This is a genomic window from Burkholderia sp. RF2-non_BP3, from assembly GCF_001522185.1.
GTDB lineage: Bacteria > Pseudomonadota > Gammaproteobacteria > Burkholderiales > Burkholderiaceae > Burkholderia > Burkholderia diffusa.
Genome location: NZ_LOSU01000036.1, coordinates 378,156 through 396,494, shown reverse-complemented (window position 1 = coordinate 396,494; position 18,339 = coordinate 378,156). Strand labels below are relative to the sequence as shown.

18 protein-coding genes and 1 tRNA gene are annotated in these 18,339 nt (G+C 64.4%); 15 read left to right on the top strand and 4 right to left on the bottom strand.

Annotation, left to right across the window (positions count from 1 at the left end; all coding sequences use genetic code 11):
* Positions 1 to 278: 278 nt before the first annotated feature.
* On the top strand, positions 279 to 1,055 hold the full coding sequence (locus WS45_RS21095; RefSeq protein ID WP_059533114.1) for an SDR family oxidoreductase: 777 nt from the start codon (positions 279 to 281) through the stop codon (positions 1,053 to 1,055).
* Between the two features lie 32 nt (positions 1,056 to 1,087).
* The gene (locus tag WS45_RS21090; RefSeq protein WP_059533112.1) at positions 1,088 to 1,519 is read left to right on the top strand and encodes an acyl-CoA thioesterase; all 432 of its coding nucleotides are present in this window, start codon (positions 1,088 to 1,090) and stop codon (positions 1,517 to 1,519) included.
* Between the two features lie 105 nt (positions 1,520 to 1,624).
* Here the strand turns inward: WS45_RS21090 and WS45_RS21085 are convergent, their stop codons facing one another.
* Complete coding sequence (locus WS45_RS21085; RefSeq protein WP_059447349.1) at positions 1,625 to 2,170, bottom strand: LuxR C-terminal-related transcriptional regulator; 546 nt, start codon at positions 2,168 to 2,170, stop codon at positions 1,625 to 1,627.
* A 223-nt stretch (positions 2,171 to 2,393) separates the two neighbouring features.
* Between WS45_RS21085 and WS45_RS21080 the strand changes: the two genes are divergently transcribed.
* The gene (locus tag WS45_RS21080; RefSeq protein ID WP_059533110.1) at positions 2,394 to 3,098 is read left to right on the top strand and encodes a CoA transferase subunit A; all 705 of its coding nucleotides are present in this window, start codon (positions 2,394 to 2,396) and stop codon (positions 3,096 to 3,098) included.
* A 1-nt stretch (position 3,099) separates the two neighbouring features.
* A complete protein-coding gene (locus WS45_RS21075; RefSeq protein ID WP_059533109.1) occupies positions 3,100 to 3,741 on the top strand; it encodes a CoA transferase subunit B in 642 nt (213 codons plus the stop codon).
* Between the two features lie 78 nt (positions 3,742 to 3,819).
* Here WS45_RS21075 and WS45_RS21070 read toward each other — a convergent pair whose 3' ends face one another.
* The 3 genes from WS45_RS21070 to WS45_RS21060 are packed head-to-tail and all read right to left on the bottom strand — an operon-like array spanning position 3,820 to position 6,151.
* Positions 3,820 to 4,533 (bottom strand): SDR family oxidoreductase, encoded by a 714-nt coding sequence (locus WS45_RS21070; protein WP_059701491.1) that lies wholly within the window; start codon positions 4,531 to 4,533, stop codon positions 3,820 to 3,822.
* 38 nt (positions 4,534 to 4,571) lie between these two features.
* Positions 4,572 to 5,582: a polysaccharide deacetylase family protein gene (locus tag WS45_RS21065; RefSeq protein WP_059701489.1), complete on the bottom strand. Its 1,011-nt coding sequence runs from the start codon at positions 5,580 to 5,582 to the stop codon at positions 4,572 to 4,574.
* Between the two features lie 11 nt (positions 5,583 to 5,593).
* Positions 5,594 to 6,151 carry an ester cyclase gene (locus tag WS45_RS21060; RefSeq protein ID WP_059701488.1) on the bottom strand — a complete coding sequence of 186 codons (558 nt, stop codon included), beginning with the start codon at positions 6,149 to 6,151 and terminating at the stop codon, positions 5,594 to 5,596.
* 138 nt (positions 6,152 to 6,289) lie between these two features.
* Here WS45_RS21060 and WS45_RS21055 point away from each other — a divergent pair, with 138 nt between their 5' ends.
* The 11 genes from WS45_RS21055 (at position 6,290) to pheT (ending at position 18,322) form a co-directional block, all read left to right on the top strand.
* A complete protein-coding gene (locus WS45_RS21055; protein WP_059701486.1) occupies positions 6,290 to 7,195 on the top strand; it encodes a LysR family transcriptional regulator in 906 nt (301 codons plus the stop codon).
* 131 nt (positions 7,196 to 7,326) lie between these two features.
* Positions 7,327 to 8,223, top strand: coding sequence for an alpha/beta fold hydrolase (locus tag WS45_RS21050; RefSeq protein WP_059533099.1), 897 nt, complete (start codon positions 7,327 to 7,329; stop codon positions 8,221 to 8,223).
* 80 nt (positions 8,224 to 8,303) lie between these two features.
* Complete coding sequence (locus WS45_RS21045; protein ID WP_014897238.1) at positions 8,304 to 8,657, top strand: RidA family protein; 354 nt, start codon at positions 8,304 to 8,306, stop codon at positions 8,655 to 8,657.
* A 39-nt stretch (positions 8,658 to 8,696) separates the two neighbouring features.
* Positions 8,697 to 10,931, top strand: coding sequence for a RelA/SpoT family protein (locus WS45_RS21040; protein ID WP_059691823.1), 2,235 nt, complete (start codon positions 8,697 to 8,699; stop codon positions 10,929 to 10,931).
* A gap of 97 nt (positions 10,932 to 11,028) precedes the next feature.
* Positions 11,029 to 11,105 (top strand) — tRNA-Val (locus WS45_RS21035).
* A 271-nt stretch (positions 11,106 to 11,376) separates the two neighbouring features.
* Positions 11,377 to 13,284: a threonine--tRNA ligase gene (thrS, locus tag WS45_RS21030; protein WP_059701484.1), complete on the top strand. Its 1,908-nt coding sequence runs from the start codon at positions 11,377 to 11,379 to the stop codon at positions 13,282 to 13,284.
* Between the two features lie 49 nt (positions 13,285 to 13,333).
* Positions 13,334 to 13,858 (top strand): translation initiation factor IF-3, encoded by a 525-nt coding sequence (infC, locus tag WS45_RS21025; protein ID WP_071734130.1) that lies wholly within the window; start codon positions 13,334 to 13,336, stop codon positions 13,856 to 13,858.
* 190 nt (positions 13,859 to 14,048) lie between these two features.
* A complete protein-coding gene (rpmI, locus tag WS45_RS21020) occupies positions 14,049 to 14,246 on the top strand; it encodes a 50S ribosomal protein L35 (RefSeq protein WP_004191477.1) in 198 nt (65 codons plus the stop codon).
* Positions 14,247 to 14,276: 30 nt separating this feature from the next.
* A complete protein-coding gene (gene rplT, locus WS45_RS21015) occupies positions 14,277 to 14,636 on the top strand; it encodes a 50S ribosomal protein L20 (RefSeq protein WP_004192938.1) in 360 nt (119 codons plus the stop codon).
* 148 nt (positions 14,637 to 14,784) lie between these two features.
* Positions 14,785 to 15,798: a phenylalanine--tRNA ligase subunit alpha gene (pheS, locus tag WS45_RS21010; protein WP_014897235.1), complete on the top strand. Its 1,014-nt coding sequence runs from the start codon at positions 14,785 to 14,787 to the stop codon at positions 15,796 to 15,798.
* Positions 15,799 to 15,892: 94 nt separating this feature from the next.
* Positions 15,893 to 18,322, top strand: a complete 2,430-nt coding sequence (pheT, locus tag WS45_RS21005; protein ID WP_059691821.1) for a phenylalanine--tRNA ligase subunit beta — start codon at positions 15,893 to 15,895, stop codon at positions 18,320 to 18,322.
* Positions 18,323 to 18,339 lie beyond the last annotated feature (17 nt).

Genomic DNA, 18,339 nt, shown 5'->3' with positions numbered 1-18,339 from the left:
TCGCCGCCGACAGCCCGGCGGGGCCGCCGCCGACGATCACGACGTCGTATTCCATCGATTCGCGCGGGCCGTATTGCTCGATGAGGCTTGCGGGGGTCATTGGCGTTCCTCTAACCGTTAGAATGCTTTTATTCGGGAGCGTATTGTCTGCGAAACGAAACGCTTGCCGCAACAGCATGCGCGTAGATTAGCACGATCGTTCTATTTTTTGTGCTAGGGTTATGCTGCGTGGGACAGGGCGCCCGCGGCGGCGAAACGACATCGAAAGGGGATGTGCAATGGGTCGATCGATCAATCTGGAAGGCAAGGTCGCGCTGGTCACGGGCGCATCGAGCGGCCTCGGGCAACGCTTCGCACAGGTGCTGTCGCAGGCCGGCGCGAAGGTCGTGCTCGCGAGCCGCCGCGTCGAGCGCCTGAAGGAGTTGCGCGCGGAAATCGAGGCGGCGGGCGGTGCCGCGCACGTCGTGTCGCTCGACGTCACCGACGTGCAGAGCATCAAGGCGGCCATCGCGCACGCGGAAACGGAAGCCGGCACGATCGACATCCTCGTGAACAATTCGGGCGTCTCGACGATGCAGAAGCTCGTCGACGTGACGCCGGCCGATTTCGAGTTCGTGTTCGACACCAACACGCGCGGCGCGTTTTTCGTCGCGCAGGAAGTCGCGAAGCGGATGATCATGCGCGGGAACGGCAACGGCAAGCCGCCTTACCGGATCATCAACATCGCTTCGGTAGCCGGGCTGCGCGTGTTTCCGCAGATCGGGCTGTATGCGATGAGCAAGTCGGCGGTCGTGCAGATGACGCGTGCGATGGCGCTCGAATGGGGCCGCCACGGAATCAACGTCAACGCGATCTGTCCGGGCTATATCGATACCGAAATCAATCATTACCTGTGGGAAACCGAGCAGGGCCAGAAGCTGCAGTCGATGCTGCCGCGCCGGCGCGTCGGCAAGCCGCAGGATCTCGACGGGCTGTTGTTGCTGCTCGCGGCCGACGAGTCGCAGTTCATCAATGGCTCGATTATCTCCGCCGACGACGGCTTCGGCCTCGCCTGAGTGGATGACATTCAGCAACAAAGAAGACTGCAATGAGCGAATATTCCCCCGTATTTGAAATGTCGATGCCGATCCGCTGGGGCGACATGGATGCGTTCGGCCACGTGAACAACACGGTCTATTTCCGCTACATGGAACAGGCCCGGATTTCGTGGTTCGAGCAACTCGGCATCGCGGGCGGCAATGGTGAGGGGCAGGGGCCTGTGATCGTCACGGCGTCGATGGAATTCCTGAAGCAACTGCACTATCCGGGCGACGTGATCGCGAGGATGTCGGCCGCGAAGCCCGGCCGCAGCAGCTTCGACACCGGTTTCGAGCTGACGCGCGCGGACGATCCGGAGCACGTCTATGCGCGCGGCAACGCGCGCTGCGTATGGGTCGACTACGCGCTCGGCAAGTCGGTGCCGTTGCCGCAACTGCTGCGCGACACGATCGAGCGCGCGCTCGCGGCGAAGGTCGGCTGAGCGCGGCGGCACCGAAGCCGGCGCCCGGGCGCCGGTGTGTCGCCATTTTCCATTGATCTCCCGAATCGGCCGCTTCACGCGGCCGATTGCCATTCCGGGGTGCTTTTACTGGCCGAGCAGGCGCTGCAGCAGTTCCGGCGTATTGTTCGTGCCGTACTTGCGCATCAGCCGCGCCCGATAGATGTCGACCGTGCGCGAACTGATGTCGAGCACGCGCCCGATCTGCTTGCTGGTCTTGCCGGTCGCGAGCTGCGCGGCGATCTCGCGCTCGCGCGGCGTCAGCTCGACGGCGACGCGGCGCGTCGCGCTCAGGTCCTCGAACGTCCAGACGCCGGCCGCGAGCGGTGCGGTGCGGTCGAGCGCGCGGCCCGTCACGTGGCACCAGAACAGCTCGCCGTCGGCTCGTTTCATGATTCTGTCATCGGCGTAGGTGCCATTCGCGATCATCACGCGCGAAATGCGCTCGCCGATGCGCTGGAACTCGTCCGGCGATGGATAGAGCACTTCGTACGACTTTCCGATCAGATCGGCCCGCGCACAGCGGAAGATCGACGCGAGCGCGTCGTTGCAGTCCTCGATCACGCGGTCGCGCGACATCACGAGGCCGAGCGGCGCGAGGTGAAAGGCAGTCTGGTAATCGAGAGCGGGCATGGCGCAGGCAAGCGGAGGCAAACGCTTATGTATTTTTGCGTATTGTGCCGCATCCGCGCCGCATCGTACCCTTTCAGGCATCTCGCGGCGCCTTGTCGCGATATAAAAACAGCGCGCTTCGACGCAGGTATCGCCGTGCATGCATAGAATGATGCGGCGGGCTTGCGGCCCAGTGGGCGCGTGAACCGGTTTTGCTGGTTTCCATAGAGGAAGGGACATACAGATGAACAAAGTCTATCCAAGCGCGGCTGCCGCGCTGGAAGGGATCGTCCGCGACGGACAGACCTTCGCGGTGGGCGGCTTCGGCCTGTGCGGGATTCCCGAGGCGCTGATCGCGGCGCTGCGCGATTCCGCCGTCAAGGGCATCACCTGCATCAGCAACAACGCGGGTGTCGACGGCTTCGGTCTCGGCCTGCTGCTGGAAACGCGCCAGATCAAGAAGATGATCTCGTCGTACGTCGGCGAGAACAAGGAGTTCGAGCGCCAGTATCTGGCCGGCGAACTCGAACTCGAATTCACGCCGCAAGGCACGCTCGCCGAGAAGCTGCGCGCGGGCGGCGCCGGCATCCCCGCGTTTTTCACGAACACCGGCTACGGCACCGTGATCGCGGAAGGCAAGGAAACGCGCCAGTTCGGTGATCGCCACTACGTGCTCGAGCCGTCGCTGACGGCCGACGTCGCGCTTGTGAAGGCGTGGAAGGCCGACAAATCCGGCAACCTGATCTATCGCCGCACCGCGCGCAACTTCAACCCGATGTGCGCGATGGCGGGCAAGATCACCGTGGCGGAAGTCGAGGAGATCGTCGAGAACGGCACGCTCGATCCGGATCAGATCCATACGCCGGGGATCTTCGTGCAGCGAATCGTGTTGAACGCGACGCCCGAAAAACGCATCGAACAACGCGTCGTACGCGCGAAAGGAGACTGACATGGCCTGGAATCGTGACCAGATGGCCGCGCGCGCGGCAAAGGAACTGCAGGACGGCTTCTATGTGAACCTGGGCATCGGGCTGCCGACGCTCGTCGCAAACCACGTGCCGGCGGGCGTCGAGGTGTGGCTGCAGTCGGAAAACGGCCTGCTCGGCATTGGCCCGTCGCCGACCGAGGACGAAGTCGACGCCGACCTGATCAACGCCGGAAAGCAGACCGTCACGACGCTGCCGGGTTCGTCGATCTTCTCGTCGGCCGATTCGTTCGCGATGATCCGCGGCGGCCACATCAACCTCGCGATCCTCGGCGCGATGCAGGTCAGCAAGACGGGCGATCTCGCGAACTGGATGATCCCGGGCAAGATGATCAAGGGGATGGGCGGCGCGATGGACCTCGTCGCGGGTGTGAAGCGCGTCGTCGTGCTGATGGAGCACGTCGCGAAGGGCGACCAGCACAAGATCCTCGACGAATGCAATCTGCCGCTGACGGGCGTCGGCGTGGTCGACCTGATCATCACAGATCTTGGCGTGATCGAAGTGACGCCGAATGGCCTGAAGGTGCTCGAGCTCGCCGACGGCGTAAGCGTGGAAGAGATCCAGACGAAGACGGGCGCACCGCTCGATGTGAGCGCGGTCGCGTAAGCAACCGCTTTTCGGCACGACTCTCGACGCCCCGCGTTCCGCGATGGAACGCGGGGCGTTTTGTCATGGCCGCATACGCTACGCGATTGCACCGCCGCCGTCGATCAGCACCGTCGAGCCGGTCGCATAAGGCGTTGTCGCCAGATACACGATCGCATTCGCGACGTCCTCCGGCTGGCCCACGCGGCGTGCCGGAAGGCGCTGCGCGGCGCCCGCGTACATCGCGTCGCGCGCATCGGGCGCGAGCTTGTCCCACAATGGCGTCGCGATCAGGCCGGGCGACACGGCATTCACTCGAACGGGTGCCAGCTCGAGTGCAAGGCCGCGGGCGAGCGCCTCGAGCGCCGCGTTGATCGCGCCCTGCAGGACCGACGATGCGTTTGGCCGTACGCTGAGGTAGCCCGACACGAACGTCAGCGAGCCGCCGGGCGCGATATCGATCGAGCGTGCGACGCGGTATGCGCCCCAGAATTTGCTGTCCATCGCGGCTTGCGCGTCGGCAAGCGGCAGCGCGCGGACCGGGCCCGTCGCCGTCTTCGCCGCCGAAATCACGACGTGGTCGAACTGTCCGGCGCGCGCGCAGAACGCATCGACGGCCGCCGTATCGGTGATGTCGAGCGCTTCGGCGCGGACTTGCGCGCCCGGCGCGACATCTGCATTGAACCGGGCCGGGGCGCGCGATGCAATCGTCACGACAGCGCCCCGTTGTGCGAATGCGTTCGCGGCGGCGGCACCGATGCCGGAACTGCCGCCGACGACGAGTACCTTCTTTCCAGGGAGTGAATCGTTCATGGTGGTCCTTCCGAAGTGATGAGGTGAGCGCAATCCGGTCAGATCGTTTCGGCTTCGCGCAACGTCGACGGGCTGTGCAGGGCAAAGCGGGCAATGTCGTCCTTGCGCATGAACGCAACGCCCGGATGCGATCGAGCGTAGTGCAGGAATGCGTCCCACGCACGGACCATCTGCGGCGTGCCGCTGATCCGGTCGTGCGCGCTGATCGACATCAATCGCCGCCGCTGTCCGGCTTCCGCGTACAACTGGTCGAAATCGAGCTTGATCTGCTCGAGGAACATCGTCGGCGAATAGTTGCGGCCTTCGATCAGCAGGATGTCGTTGTTGCGCAACGTGTACGGAACGACCGCGAAATCGCGACCGTCGACGGTTTCGATGAAGGGCTCGTCGCGGCTGACGTCGTCGATGTGATACACGTAGCCGAGTTCCTGCAGCAGCGGCAGCGTGTTCGGTCCGCGCCGCAGCCAGTTGCAGTTGTAGCCGATCGGGCGCCTGCCCGTCACTGCTTCGACCATGTCGCGGGCTTCGGTGAGGAAGCGGCGCTCGTCGTCGCGATTCATCGCGAACTGCGATCGCCAGGTCGGGCCGTGCGCGGCCGCTTCGTGGCCGCGCGACACGATCTCGCGTGCCAGTTCGGGATGCCGGCGCGCGGCCTCTCCGATCATGTGCGACGTGACTTTCACGCCATGCCGGTCCCACAGGTCGAGAAGGCGCGGAATGCCTTCGCGGTAGCCATATGCGAACCACGTGGCCGAGGCCAGATCGACCGGCACCGACGACGGGAATTCGACGGACGGGAACGGACTGTCCGCGCCCTTGGGCGGTTGTCCGCCGGCCTCGAACTGCATCGAGATCGAGATGACGAGGCGCGTGTCGTCCTGCCAGAACCCGCCGGTTACTGCCGATGCGGGGCCCGGTGTCGGGGCGGCCGTCGCCGACCCGGAGGCGCCCGCGGCCATCGCGATGCCGGCTGCCAGCCCGGCGCCCGCTTGTGCAAGAAACGTGCGGCGAGCCGGATGCGTTGTCGAACCGTGATTGCGGTGAGTCATCGTTTCCTCCGTCAGCCGACGAGCCCGAGCTGACGCATCAGCGTCAGGTTGTCCTCGATGTGCCAGTTTTCCGCTATCCGGCCGTGGTCGATCCGGTAGATGTCGGTCGCGATGAAGTCGATCGCCTGTCCGCTTCCGATCGTTCCATTGAACGTGCCGGTGAAATGTCCGCGAAAGTGCAGGTGCACGACGACACGGTCGCCCGCCACGATCATCTGTTCGATGTCGCAGCGCAGGTCCGGGATGGCCGTACGCATCGTGCCGGACGCGGCGAGCGGTCCCGCTACACCTTGCTCACGACCGGCCGGCAACGTTCGGTCGACGAAATCGGCCGCGAGTGCGGCGCGGGCGAGGGCGGCATCACCGGTATTCCAGAAGGTGCCGTAGCGACGCGCGGCGAGGATTTGCGCACGTGCCTGCGTAGCCGGCACGTCGGCCGCGACCGTCAGGCTGTGCGCATCGAGAAGGTCGGCGGCGCGGGATGCGGCAGGCGACAGCGCAACGACGCAGGCCGCTGCAGCGATGACGCGGCTGATCGGGCGTGCGATCGAAGGAAAGGGGATCGACATGGTTTCGGGTGTCCTCTGGATGGCGTCGTGGGGCGACGCGGTACAGGTATGGTAGGTTTCCGTTTCGAGCTGAAATACGGGGAAAAGGCGAATGGATTATTCGAAAAAAGGAAAGGGCGACGCAGGGCAGGTGCCGCGATGCTGATCGACGATCTCCCGGCGCTCGATACGTTCGCGAGAATCGTGTCGGCCGGCAGCCTGTCCGCGGCGGCGCGCGAGCTTGACTTGTCGCTGTCCGTCGTCAGCAAGCGGCTCGCGCATCTCGAGTCGCAGCTCGGCGTGCGGCTGCTGCACCGGACGACGCGGCAGCAGGCGCTGACCGACGACGGGGCGCAGTTCCATGCGCAGGTGCTGCGCATCCTGGCCGAGGTCGATCGCGCCGAAACGCTGATGAGCGACCGTCGCGGCACGGTCAGCGGCGTGCTGCGCCTGACGGCGCCCGGTGAGCTCGGCCGGCTGCGGATCGCGCCGCTCGTCGCGGCGTTTCAGCGGCAACATCCGGAGTTGATCGTGCAACTGATGCTGACCGACGCGATCGTCGATCTGCTCGCGCAGGACATCGACGTTGCCGTGCGGATCGGCAGCCTTGCCGATTCGACGATGATCGCGCGCGAACTGGCGCCGAATCATCGCGTGCTTTGCGCGTCGTCGAGCTATCTCGCCGTGCACGGGCTGCCGGCTCATCCGGCCGAACTTCGTGCACATCGATGCATCGTGATGGGCGACCAGCCTCGTACGGAGTGGCGGTTCGACGGTGCACAGGGCGCAGTGGCGGTCGAAGTGACGGCCGCGCTGCTGACGAACGACGGTGGTGCGGCTCGTACGTTGGCATTGGAGGGCGCGGGCATTGCGCTGAAGTCGATCTGGGACGTCGGTGCCGATCTCGAGGCCGGCCGGCTGGTGCGTGTGTTGCCGACATTCGCGGCGCCTGCGGCACCGCTCCATGCCGTCTATCCCGGTGGCCGTCACGTGCCGCTGCGCGTGCGGGCGTTCGTCGATTTCCTGCGCGACCAGTTGCGTGAGGCGTGGCGCCGCAGTGCGTGAGCGGTCGCGAAGAGGCGTCGGATGACCGCGGCCGCGTCACGGCCCGTCGTTGCGAAGCGGTTTACAATCGTTCGCATCGGGCGGCGCGAGTGTTGCCCGCCGCACCGCCCCCGTTCGACAGGATGCCAACGATGCCAACAACCTCAGCGAATCCTCCGGTTCCCCGTCAGCGACGCGTGCAGTGTGCGAGCGCCGCCGGCCTTCACCATGTCGCCTATACCGAATGGGGCGACCCCGCCAATCCTCGCGTGCTGGTCTGCGTGCACGGCCTGACCCGTTCGGGGCGCGACTTCGACCGGCTTGCCGCCGCGTTGTCCGATACGTATCGCGTCGTCTGCCCCGACGTCGTCGGGCGCGGACGCTCCGACTGGCTCGCCGATCCGCGGCTTTATGCGATTCCGCAATATGTGGCCGACATGGTCACGCTGATCGCGCGGCTCGACGTCGAGTCGGTCGACTGGTTCGGCACGTCGATGGGCGGCCTGATCGGCATGGCGCTCGCGGGGCTTCCCGGTTCGCCGCTGCGCCGGATGATCGTCAACGACGTCGGCCCGCGCATCGAGCCCGATTCGCTGACGCGCATCGGCGAATACCTCGGCGTGCAGCCGCGTTTCGCGACCGAACAGGAGGGCATCGACTATCTGACGTCGCTGTCGCTGCCGTTTGGCGCGTTGACCGACGACGAATGGCGCGAGATCAACGGGCCGTTGCTGCGCGAGCTGCCCGACGGGGGGTGGACGATGCGCTACGATCCGCGCATCGCCGAGCCGTTCAAGGCGACGACGCCCGAGCTGGCCGCGCTCGGCGAGGCCGCGCTGTGGCGCGCGATCGAGACCACCGACGCGTCGCTGCTCGTCGTGCGCGGCGAGCGTTCCGACCTGCTGTCGCGCGACACGGTGGCGGAGATGGTGCGTCGCGGCCGGCACGTGACGCAGGCCGAGATCCAGGGCGTGGGCCATGCGCCGGCGTTCATCGGCGATGACCAGATTGCGCTTGCCCGCCGGTTTTTCGTCGAAGGCGGCGCATAAACGCGTCATAATATGCGGTTCGGCGGCACGCGGGCCGCGTCGTCGCCGATTCTCACCCACTCATACGACCGGAACATTCCATGGCAGTCATTCGTCACCACGTCGGAGCGCGCCTCTCCGAAACCGCGATCCACAACGGTACCGTGTATCTGGCCGGCCAGATCGCCGAAGACACCACCCAGGACATCAAGGGCCAGACGCGCGAAGTGCTCGGCCACATCGACCGCCTGCTCGCCGAAGCGAACAGCGACAAGGCACATCTGCTGTCGGTGCAGATCTACATTTCGGATCTCGCGAACTTCGAGGGCATGAACGCGGAGTGGGACGCGTGGGTCGCGCAGGGCAATACGCCGCCGCGCGCGACCGTCGAGGCGAAGCTCGCGGATCCGGCGCTGCTCGTCGAGATCGTCGTCGTCGCCGCGCAACGGAGCTGAGCGAAGCATTCCGATGACAGCAATGCGCCAGGCCGTGCGATGACCGAGTCCGTTTCCGCTTCTTCCGTCGCAGCACCGTCGTTCGACGACGTGCTCGCGTTCGTGCGCGAGCGTGCCGGTGACGCACGCCTGTCGTCGGGCGAGCTGCTGGCCGATCATTCGGCGGGCACGGCGTCGATCATGCGCACGCTGAACGTCGATCCGCACGCGATGCAGGCGGCCGCGCTGTTCGTGCTGACGCCGCACCTGAGCGATCCCGAGCGGGAGCTGACCGAACGTTTCGGCGAAGAGGTCGCGCGGCTCGTATCCGACGTGCGCAAGCTGCTGCGGCTCGGCACCGTCAGCCTGCGCGCGGCGCAGAACGCAATGCCGGACGCCGGGCGCGACGCCGCCCAAGAGCGGCGCACGCAGATCGAGGCGTTGCGCAAGATGCTGCTCGCGTTCGCGCAGGACATCCGCGTGGTGCTGATCCGGCTGGCGTCGCGGTTGCAATCGCTGCGCTACTACGCGGCGGCGAAGATCGATCCACCGCCCGACGTCGCGCGCGAGACGCTCGAGATCTATGCGCCGCTCGCGAACCGTCTCGGTATCTGGCAGCTGAAGTGGGAGCTCGAGGACCTCGCGTTCCGCTTCGAGGATCCGGTCACCTACAAGCGCATCGCCAAGCTGCTCGATGAAAAGCGCATCGAACGCGAGGCGTACGTCGCGCAGGCGATCGAGCGGCTGCAGCACGAGCTGGCGGAAGCGCACATCCCGGCCGACGTGAGCGGGCGGCCGAAGCACATCTACAGCATCTGGCGCAAGATGCGCGGCAAGGAGCTCGATTTCTCCGAGCTGTACGACGTGCGCGCGTTCCGCGTGATCGTGCCGGACATCAAGGATTGCTACGCGGTGCTCGGCATCGTGCATCACCTGTGGCAGCCGGTGCCGAAGGAATTCGACGATTACATCTCGCGTCCGAAGCCGAACGGCTACAAGTCGCTGCATACGGTCGTGATCGGCGACGACGGCCGCGCGTTCGAAGTGCAGATCCGCACGCAGGAAATGCACCGTTTCGCGGAGTACGGTGTCGCCGCGCACTGGCGCTACAAGGAGGCCGGCGCACGCGGCTATGGCGGCCAGTTCTCGGCGAGCGACAAGTACGACGAGAAGATCGCGTGGCTGCGCCAGCTGCTCGCATGGAAGGACGACGTCGAGGACGGCACGGAAGTATCCGGCGACCAGGCGTGGGCTCAACTGCGCGAGACGTCGCTCGACGACGACCACATTTACGTGCTGACGCCGCAGGCGCGGGTGATTGCGTTGCCGCAGGGCGCGACGCCGGTCGATTTCGCGTACCACCTGCACAGCGAGCTCGGCCATCGCTGCCGCGGCGCGCGCGTCGACGGCGTGATGGTGCCGCTGAACACGGCGCTCGCGAACGGCCAGACGGTCGAGATCGTCGCGGTGAAGGAGGGTGGGCCGTCGCGCGACTGGCTGAACCTGCAGCTCGGCTACCTGAAGAGTCCGCGTGCGCGGCAGAAGGTGCGTGCGTGGTTCAACTCGATCGAGCAGGAAGAGAACATCGCGCATGGTCGCGCGCTCGTCGAAAAGACGCTGCAGCGCGAGGGCAAGACCTCGGTCAATCTCGACAACCTCGCCGCGAAGCTCGGCTTCAAGTCGCCCGAGGAACTGTTCTCGGTCGTCGGCAAGGAAGAATTCAGCCTGCGCAACGTCGAGCATGCGCTGTCCGATGCGCCGCCGCCCGAACATGCGCCCGAGGCGCCCGCCGATTTCGAGAAACGCAGCAGCGGGGCGAGTGTCGCGCACGGCGCGTCGACCGGCGTGCTGGTGGTCGGCGTCGATGCGCTGCTGACCCAGCTTGCGCGCTGCTGCCGTCCGGCGCCGCCGGACCCGATCAGCGGCTTCGTGACGCGCGGCAAGGGGATGTCGATTCACCGCAGCGACTGCCCGACGTTCCGGCGCATGGCCGAACGGGCGCCGGAGCGCGTGTTGCAGACGACCTGGTCGGCCGACGTGCTGGGCGGCCGTGGCGCGTCCGTCTATCCGGTCGATCTGATGATCGAGGCGAGCGACCGGCAGGGCTTGCTGCGCGACATCTCCGAAGTGTTCGCACGCGAGAAGATGAACGTGGTGGGCGTGAAGACGCAGAGCCGCCGGAATGCGGCATTCATGCAGTTCACGGTCGAGGTGTCGAATTCCGCGCAGGTCCAGCGCGCGTGCACGCTGCTCGGCGAAGTGCCGGGTGTCGTGCGGGCGGGGCGCAAGACGTGACGTCCCTGTAAATGGGGTTGGAGCGCGATCATTTTGCTGCGACCGCATAAAAACGCTTGCCAAGTGAACGGTAGCTCCATATAATTTCAGCTTCTCTAGGCTCGTAGCTCAGCTGGTTAGAGCACCACCTTGACATGGTGGGGGTCGTTGGTTCGAGTCCAATCGAGCCTACCAACGAATTGAGAATGCCCGGTTTCCGGGTGTTCGATGCAGTAAATAACTCAACGCGAACAAGGCGAATACGGTTATGACACCGCGAACGTTGACCGAAACCTTTTCGGAGCGACGCTAGTCGAGGAACCCTTTCGCCCTTTCAGTTTGAGTGAAGTATCGAATGCGGCCCCTCGAAAGCGGGGCCGCATTTTTTTTGTCGCGAAATTTTCGCGCGTGACTTTGATATCGCGTGCTTGGTCTGCCGCCCACTGTCGGCATCACGGAGATTGCTATGGTTTCGATACGCTTGCCTGACGGCTCAGTTCGACAATACGAGCATCCGGTGACAGTTGCCGAGGTTGCGGCCTCGATCGGTCCCGGCCTTGCGAAGGCTGCGCTTGGTGGCAAGCTCGACGGCGAGCTGGTCGATACGTCCACGGTCATCGATCGCGATGCGTCGCTCGCAATCGTCACGGACAAGGATGCCGACGGTCTCGACATCATCCGTCACTCGACCGCGCACTTGCTTGCCTACGCGGTGAAGGACCTGTATCCGGATGCGCAGGTGACGATCGGTCCGGTGATCGACAACGGCTTCTACTACGACTTCTCGTATAACCGCCCGTTTACGCCCGAAGATCTGGAAAAGATCGAAAAGCGCATGCAGGAACTCGCGAAGAAGGACGAGCCCGTGACGCGCCGCGTCGTGTCGCGCGACGAGGCGGCCGGCTATTTCCGCAGCCTCGGCGAGAAGTACAAGGCCGAAATCATCGAATCGATTCCGCAAAGCGACGAAATCAAGCTGTACTCGCACGGCGGCTTCACGGACCTCTGCCGCGGCCCGCACGTGCCGTCGACCGGCAAGCTGAAGGTCTTCAAGCTGATGAAGGTCGCGGGCGCGTACTGGCGCGGCGACTCGAAGAACGAACAGTTGCAGCGCATCTACGGTACGGCCTGGACGAAGAAGGAAGATCAGGATCAATACCTGCACATGCTCGAGGAAGCGGAAAAGCGCGACCACCGCAAGCTCGGCAAGCAGCTCGACCTGTTCCACATGCAGGAAGAATCGCCGGGCATGGTGTTCTGGCATCCGAAGGGCTGGGCGTTGTGGCAGCAGGTCGAGCAGTACATGCGCCGCCGCGTGAACGAAGCCGGCTACCTCGAGATCAAGACCCCGATGATCATGGACCGCTCGCTGTGGGAGGCGTCGGGCCACTGGCAGAACTACCGCGAGAACATGTTCACGACGGAGTCGGAGAAGCGCGACTACGCGATCAAGCCGATGAACTGTCCGGGTCACGTTCAGGTGTTCAAGCACGGCCTGCGCTCGTACCGCGACCTGCCGCTGCGCTACGCGGAATTCGGTTCGTGCCATCGCAACGAGGCATCGGGCGCGCTGCATGGCCTGATGCGCGTGCGCGGCTTCGTGCAGGACGATGCGCACATCTTCTGTACGGAAGACCAGATCATTGCCGAGTCGATCGCGTTCAACAAGCTCGCGATGAGCGTGTACGGCGATTTCGGCTTCGAGCACATCGACATCAAGCTGTCGCTGCGTCCCGAGCAGCGCATGGGTTCCGACGAAACGTGGGACCGTGCCGAGCAGGGGCTGCGCGAAGCGCTGACGGCCTGCGGCCTGTCGTGGGAAGAACTGCCGGGCGAAGGTGCGTTCTATGGACCGAAGATCGAGTACCACATCAAGGACGCGCTCGGCCGTTCGTGGCAATGCGGCACGCTGCAGCTCGACATGATGCTGCCGGAACGCCTCGGTGCCGAGTACGTCGCGGAAGACAACAGCCGCCGCCGGCCCGTGATGCTGCACCGTGCGATCGTCGGTTCGATGGAGCGATTCCTCGGCATTCTGATCGAGCACCACGCTGGTGCAATGCCGGTCTGGCTCGCGCCGTTCCAGGCAATTGTGCTCAATATCGCCGAAAGTCAGGCGGAATACGCACAATCTCTGGCCCAAACGTTGCAAAAACAAGGGGTTAGAGTGGCGGCCGATTTGCGCAACGAGAAGATTAGCTATAAAATACGCGAGCACACGCTGGAAAAGGTGCCTTATCTCCTCGTCGTGGGCGATAAGGAGCGTGATGCGCAAACGGTAGCCGTGCGTGCCCGTGGCGGCGTCGATCTTGGCGTTATGCCGATCGAAGCCTTCGTTGAGCGTCTGCAGGAAGACCTGCGCTCGTTCAAGTAACCGCCCTGGCAGCGCGGCTCGTTTTTTTAATTTTTAGAGGAAACGTAACATCGCTACTGATAAGTCGTCGCATCGCATCAACGGTGAAATCACTGCGCCGGAAGTGCGTCTGGTCGGGATCGAGAACGAACCGCTCGGTATCGTAAAACTCGCTGATGCTTTCCGTAAATCGGAAGAGCTGGATGTTGACCTGGTGGAAATCGCGCCGCAAGCGGTTCCGCCGGTCTGCCGTCTGATGGACTACGGCAAGTTCAAGTATCAGGAGTCCAAGAAGCAGCACGAAGCCAAGCTGAAGCAGAAGGTCATCCAGGTGAAGGAAGTCAAATTCCGCCCGGGTACCGATGACGGTGACTACAACGTCAAGCTTCGCAATCTCGTGCGCTTCCTCGAAGAGGGCGACAAGACGAAGATCACGTTGCGTTTCCGCGGCCGTGAAATGGCTCACCAGGAGATCGGCATGCGGATGCTTGAGCGTCTGCGCACGGATCTCGAGGAAGTCGGCCAGGTCGAGCAGATGCCGAAGATGGAAGGGCGCCAGATGATCATGGTGCTCTCGCCGAAGAAAAAGAAGTAACGGGCCCGCGCGCATGGCGCGCAGGTTCGAAAGTGGTTCGGTGCGTTGCCCGGTCAGGGCGGCGCGCCAACAATGACGGCGGCTGCGCAAGCGGTTCGCCGTACACAAGTGGACTGGGTTTCGAAGGGCGGGTCAAGGGCGCAAGCCAACCGCACACCCATCGCCATCAAATAAACTGGAGTTGTTCGTCATGCCTAAGATGAAGACCAAGAAGAGTGCTGCAAAGCGCTTCGTGGTGCGTCCGGGCGGTACCGTCAAGCGCGGTCAAGCCTTCAAGCGTCACATCCTGACCAAGAAAACCACGAAGAACAAGCGTCACCTGCGCGGCGCAACGGCAGTTCATGATTCCGATCTGAACTCCGTCCGCGCAATGCTGCCGTTCGCGTAACCCCTCAACTGATACTCCAAGGAGAGAAACATGCCTCGAGTCAAACGTGGGGTAACCGCACGGGCCCGCCACAAGAAGATCATCAACCTGGCCAAGGGTTATCGCGGCCGTCGCAATAACGTCTACCGCATCGCCAAGCAGGCGGTGATGCGCGCTGGTCAGTACGCGTACCGCGATCGCCGCAACAAGAAGCGTGTGTTCCGCGCACTGTGGATCACGCGTATCAACGCGGCAGTTCGCCAGCACGACATGACCTACAGCGTGTTCATCAACGGCCTGAAGAAGGCGTCGATCGAACTCGACCGTAAGGTCCTGGCCGACATGGCGGTGTTCGACAAGGCTGCTTTTGCTGCGATCGTCAAGCAGGTGAAAGCCGCCGTTGCAGCCTAATTGCGAAATTAGCACTGCGTGGTTAGTTGCAGCGATGTTCCGGTAGTTTCGGCCGCTGCAGCGAAAACGGGGCTCTTCCGAGCCCCTTTTTTGTTTGGCGGGCAGTTTCGCTCGCCAAGACCGAATGACGTTGGAAATGATGGGATCTATGGATCTGGACCAGATTGTCGCCGACGCGCAGCAGTCCTTTGAACAGGCTGCCGACATCACCACGCTCGAAAACGAGAAAGCACGATTTCTCGGCAAGTCGGGTGCGCTGACCGAGTTGCTCAAGGGCCTCGGCAAGCTCGATCCCGAAGCACGCAAGACCGAAGGCGCACGCATCAACGTCGTGAAGCAGCAGGTGGAAGCCGCGCTGACCGCACGCCGCCAGGCGCTTGCCGATGCGCTGCTGAACCAGCGCCTTGCCGCCGAGGCGATCGACGTCACGCTGCCGGGTCGCGGCGCTGGTGCAGGCAGCCTGCACCCCGTGATGCGCACGTGGGAGCGCGTCGAACAGATTTTCCGCTCGATCGGCTTCGACGTGGCCGACGGTCCCGAAATCGAGACCGACTGGTACAACTTCACGTCGTTGAACAGCCCGGAGAACCATCCGGCGCGTTCGATGCAGGACACCTTCTACGTCGAAGGCAAGGACGCCGACGGCCGCCAGCTGCTGCTGCGCACGCACACGAGCCCGATGCAGGTGCGTTACGCGCGCATGAACCGCCCGCCGATCAAGGTGATCGCACCGGGCCGCACGTATCGCGTCGACAGCGATGCGACCCACTCGCCGATGTTCAATCAGGTCGAGGGGCTGTGGATCGACGAAAACATCAGCTTCGCCGACCTCAAGGGCGTCTATACCGACTTCCTGAAGAAATTCTTCGAGCGCGACGACATCCTCGTGCGCTTCCGTCCGTCGTATTTCCCGTTCACGGAACCGTCGGCCGAGATCGACATGATGTTCGAGCACGGCAAGAACGCCGGCAAATGGCTCGAGATCTCGGGCTCGGGGCAGGTGCATCCGACCGTGATCCGCAACATGGGCCTCGATCCCGAGCGCTACATCGGCTTTGCGTTCGGCAGCGGCCTCGAGCGCCTGACGATGCTGCGCTACGGCGTGCAGGATCTCCGGCTGTTCTTCGAGAACGACCTGCGTTTCCTGCGCCAGTTCGCATAACGCACGCGCCGCGCCGCCATGTGCCCGCGCATGCCCGCCGGACGTTTCCGACGGGGCCGGGCGCCGATCTAACCTGTTTCGAACGTAGACATCCATGCAATTCCCTGAATCCTGGTTGAGAACCTTTGTCGACCCGCAGCTGACGACCGACGAACTGTCGCACGCGCTGACGATGGCGGGGCTCGAAGTCGAATCGCTGAGCAAGGCTGCGCCGCCGACGTCGAAGATCGTCGTCGGCCGCGTGCTCGAAGTCGTCAAGCATCCGGATGCGGACAAGCTCAATGTCTGCCAGGTCGACGCCGGCACCGGCGCGACGCTGAATATCGTGTGCGGCGCACCGAACGTGGCGCCCGGCATCAAGGTGCCGGTCGCGCTGGTCGGCGCGGAATTGCCGCCGGCGGAAGAGGGCGGCAAGCCGTTCGCGATCAAGCTGTCGAAGCTGCGCGGCGTGGAGAGCCAGGGGATGCTGTGCTCGGCGCGTGAGCTGAAGCTGTCCGAGGACCACAGCGGCCTGCTGATCCTGCCGGAAGACACGCCGGTCGGCCAGGACATCCGCGATACGCTCAATCTCGACGACACGATCTTCGAAATCAAGCTGACGCCGAACAAGGCCGACTGCCTGTCGGTGTTCGGCATCGCGCGCGAGACGGCCGCGATCACCGGCGCGCCGCTGACGCCGGTCGACATCCGTCCGGTGCGCGTCGAGCTCGACGAAACGCTGCCCGTGCGCATCGCCGCCCCCGATCTGTGCGGCCGCTTCTCGGGTCGCGTGATCCGCGGCGTGAACGCACATGCGAAGACCCCGCAATGGATGGTCGAGCGCCTCGAGCGTTCGGGCCAGCGCAGCGTGTCGGCGCTCGTCGACATCTCGAACTACGTGATGTTCGAACTCGGCCGCCCGTCGCACGTATTCGATCTGGACAAGATCCACGGCGGTATCGAGGTGCGCTGGGGCAAGCGCGGCGAGTCGCTGAAGCTGCTGAACGGCAATACGGTCGAGCTCGACGAAACGGTCGGCGTGATTGCGGACGACCGTCAGGTCGAAAGCCTCGCGGGCATCATGGGCGGCGACAGCACGGCCGTCACGCTCGACACGACCAACATTTACCTGGAGGCCGCGTTCTGGTGGCCGGACAGCATCCGTGGCCGCGCGCGCAAGTACAACTTCTCGACCGATGCGGCCCATCGCTTCGAGCGCGGCGTCGACTACGCGACGACCGTCGAACACGTCGAGCGCATCACGCAGCTGATTCTCGAGATCTGCGGCGGCAAGGCCGGCCCGGTCGACGACCAGGCAGTGAACCTGCCGCAGCGCGCGCCGGTGAAGATGCGCGTGTCGCGCGCGAACCGCATCATCGGCGTGAAGATCGACGCCGACGAGATCGCCAACATCTTCACGCGCCTGCGCCTGCCGTTCGAGCGTGACGACGACGCATTCCTGGTCACGCCGCCGTCGCACCGCTTCGACATCGAGATCGAGGAAGACCTGATCGAGGAAGTGGCGCGCATCTACGGCTTCGAGAAAATCCCGGCACGTCCGCCGGTCGCGACGAGCGAGATGCGCGCGACCAACGAGACGCGGCGTTCGATCCATGACATCCGTCACGCGCTTGCGGCGCGCGACTACGCCGAAACGGTCAACTTCAGCTTCGTCGATGCGGAGTGGGAGCACGACTTCGCCGGCAACGACAACCCGATCCGCCTGCTGAACCCGATCGCGAGCCAGCTGTCGGTGATGCGTACGACGCTGTTCGGCAGCCTGATCTCGGTACTGCGCCACAACCTGAACCGCCGCGCGGATCGCGTTCGCGTGTTCGAGACGGGCCGCGTGTTCCTCGCCGATCCGTCGGTGAAGGTCGGCGAACTGACCGTCGAAGGCTACACGCAGCCGAAGCGTGTCGGCGCGCTCGCGTACGGCCCGGCGGTCGACGAGCAGTGGGGCGTCGCGACCCGCGCAGTCGATTTCTTCGACGTGAAGGGCGATCTCGAGGCGCTGCTCGCGCCGGCCGCCGCGCGCTTCGTGAAGGCCGAGCATCCGGCCCTCCATCCGGGCCGCAGCGCGCGCATCGAGGTCGATGGCCGCGCGGTCGGCTGGATCGGCGAACTCCATCCGCGTCTGATGCAGAAGTACGAGCTGCCGCACGCGCCGGTGATGTTCGAAATCGACGCGGATGCGCTGATCGCACGTGCGCTGCCGGCGCCGACCGACGTGTCGAAATTCCCGCCAGTGCGGCGCGATATCGCCGTCGTGGTCGATCAGGCGGTCGAGGTTCAGGCGCTTTTCGACGAAATGAAGAAGGCGCTGGCCGAAGACGCCTGCCGATTCGTTCAGAAGGTTGTACTCTTCGACGAATTTCGTGCAAAATCAAATACTTCCGGTGGTCTCGCCGCGCACGAGAAGAGCCTTGCCTTCCGCGTGACGCTGCAGGACGCGGCCGGCACGCTGCAGGACGAGGTCGTCGATCAGGCGATCCAGACGCTGGTCGAGCGGATGGCTCGTGCTGGTGCCCGCCTGCGCGGCTAAGGAGAGGGGCCGTCCGT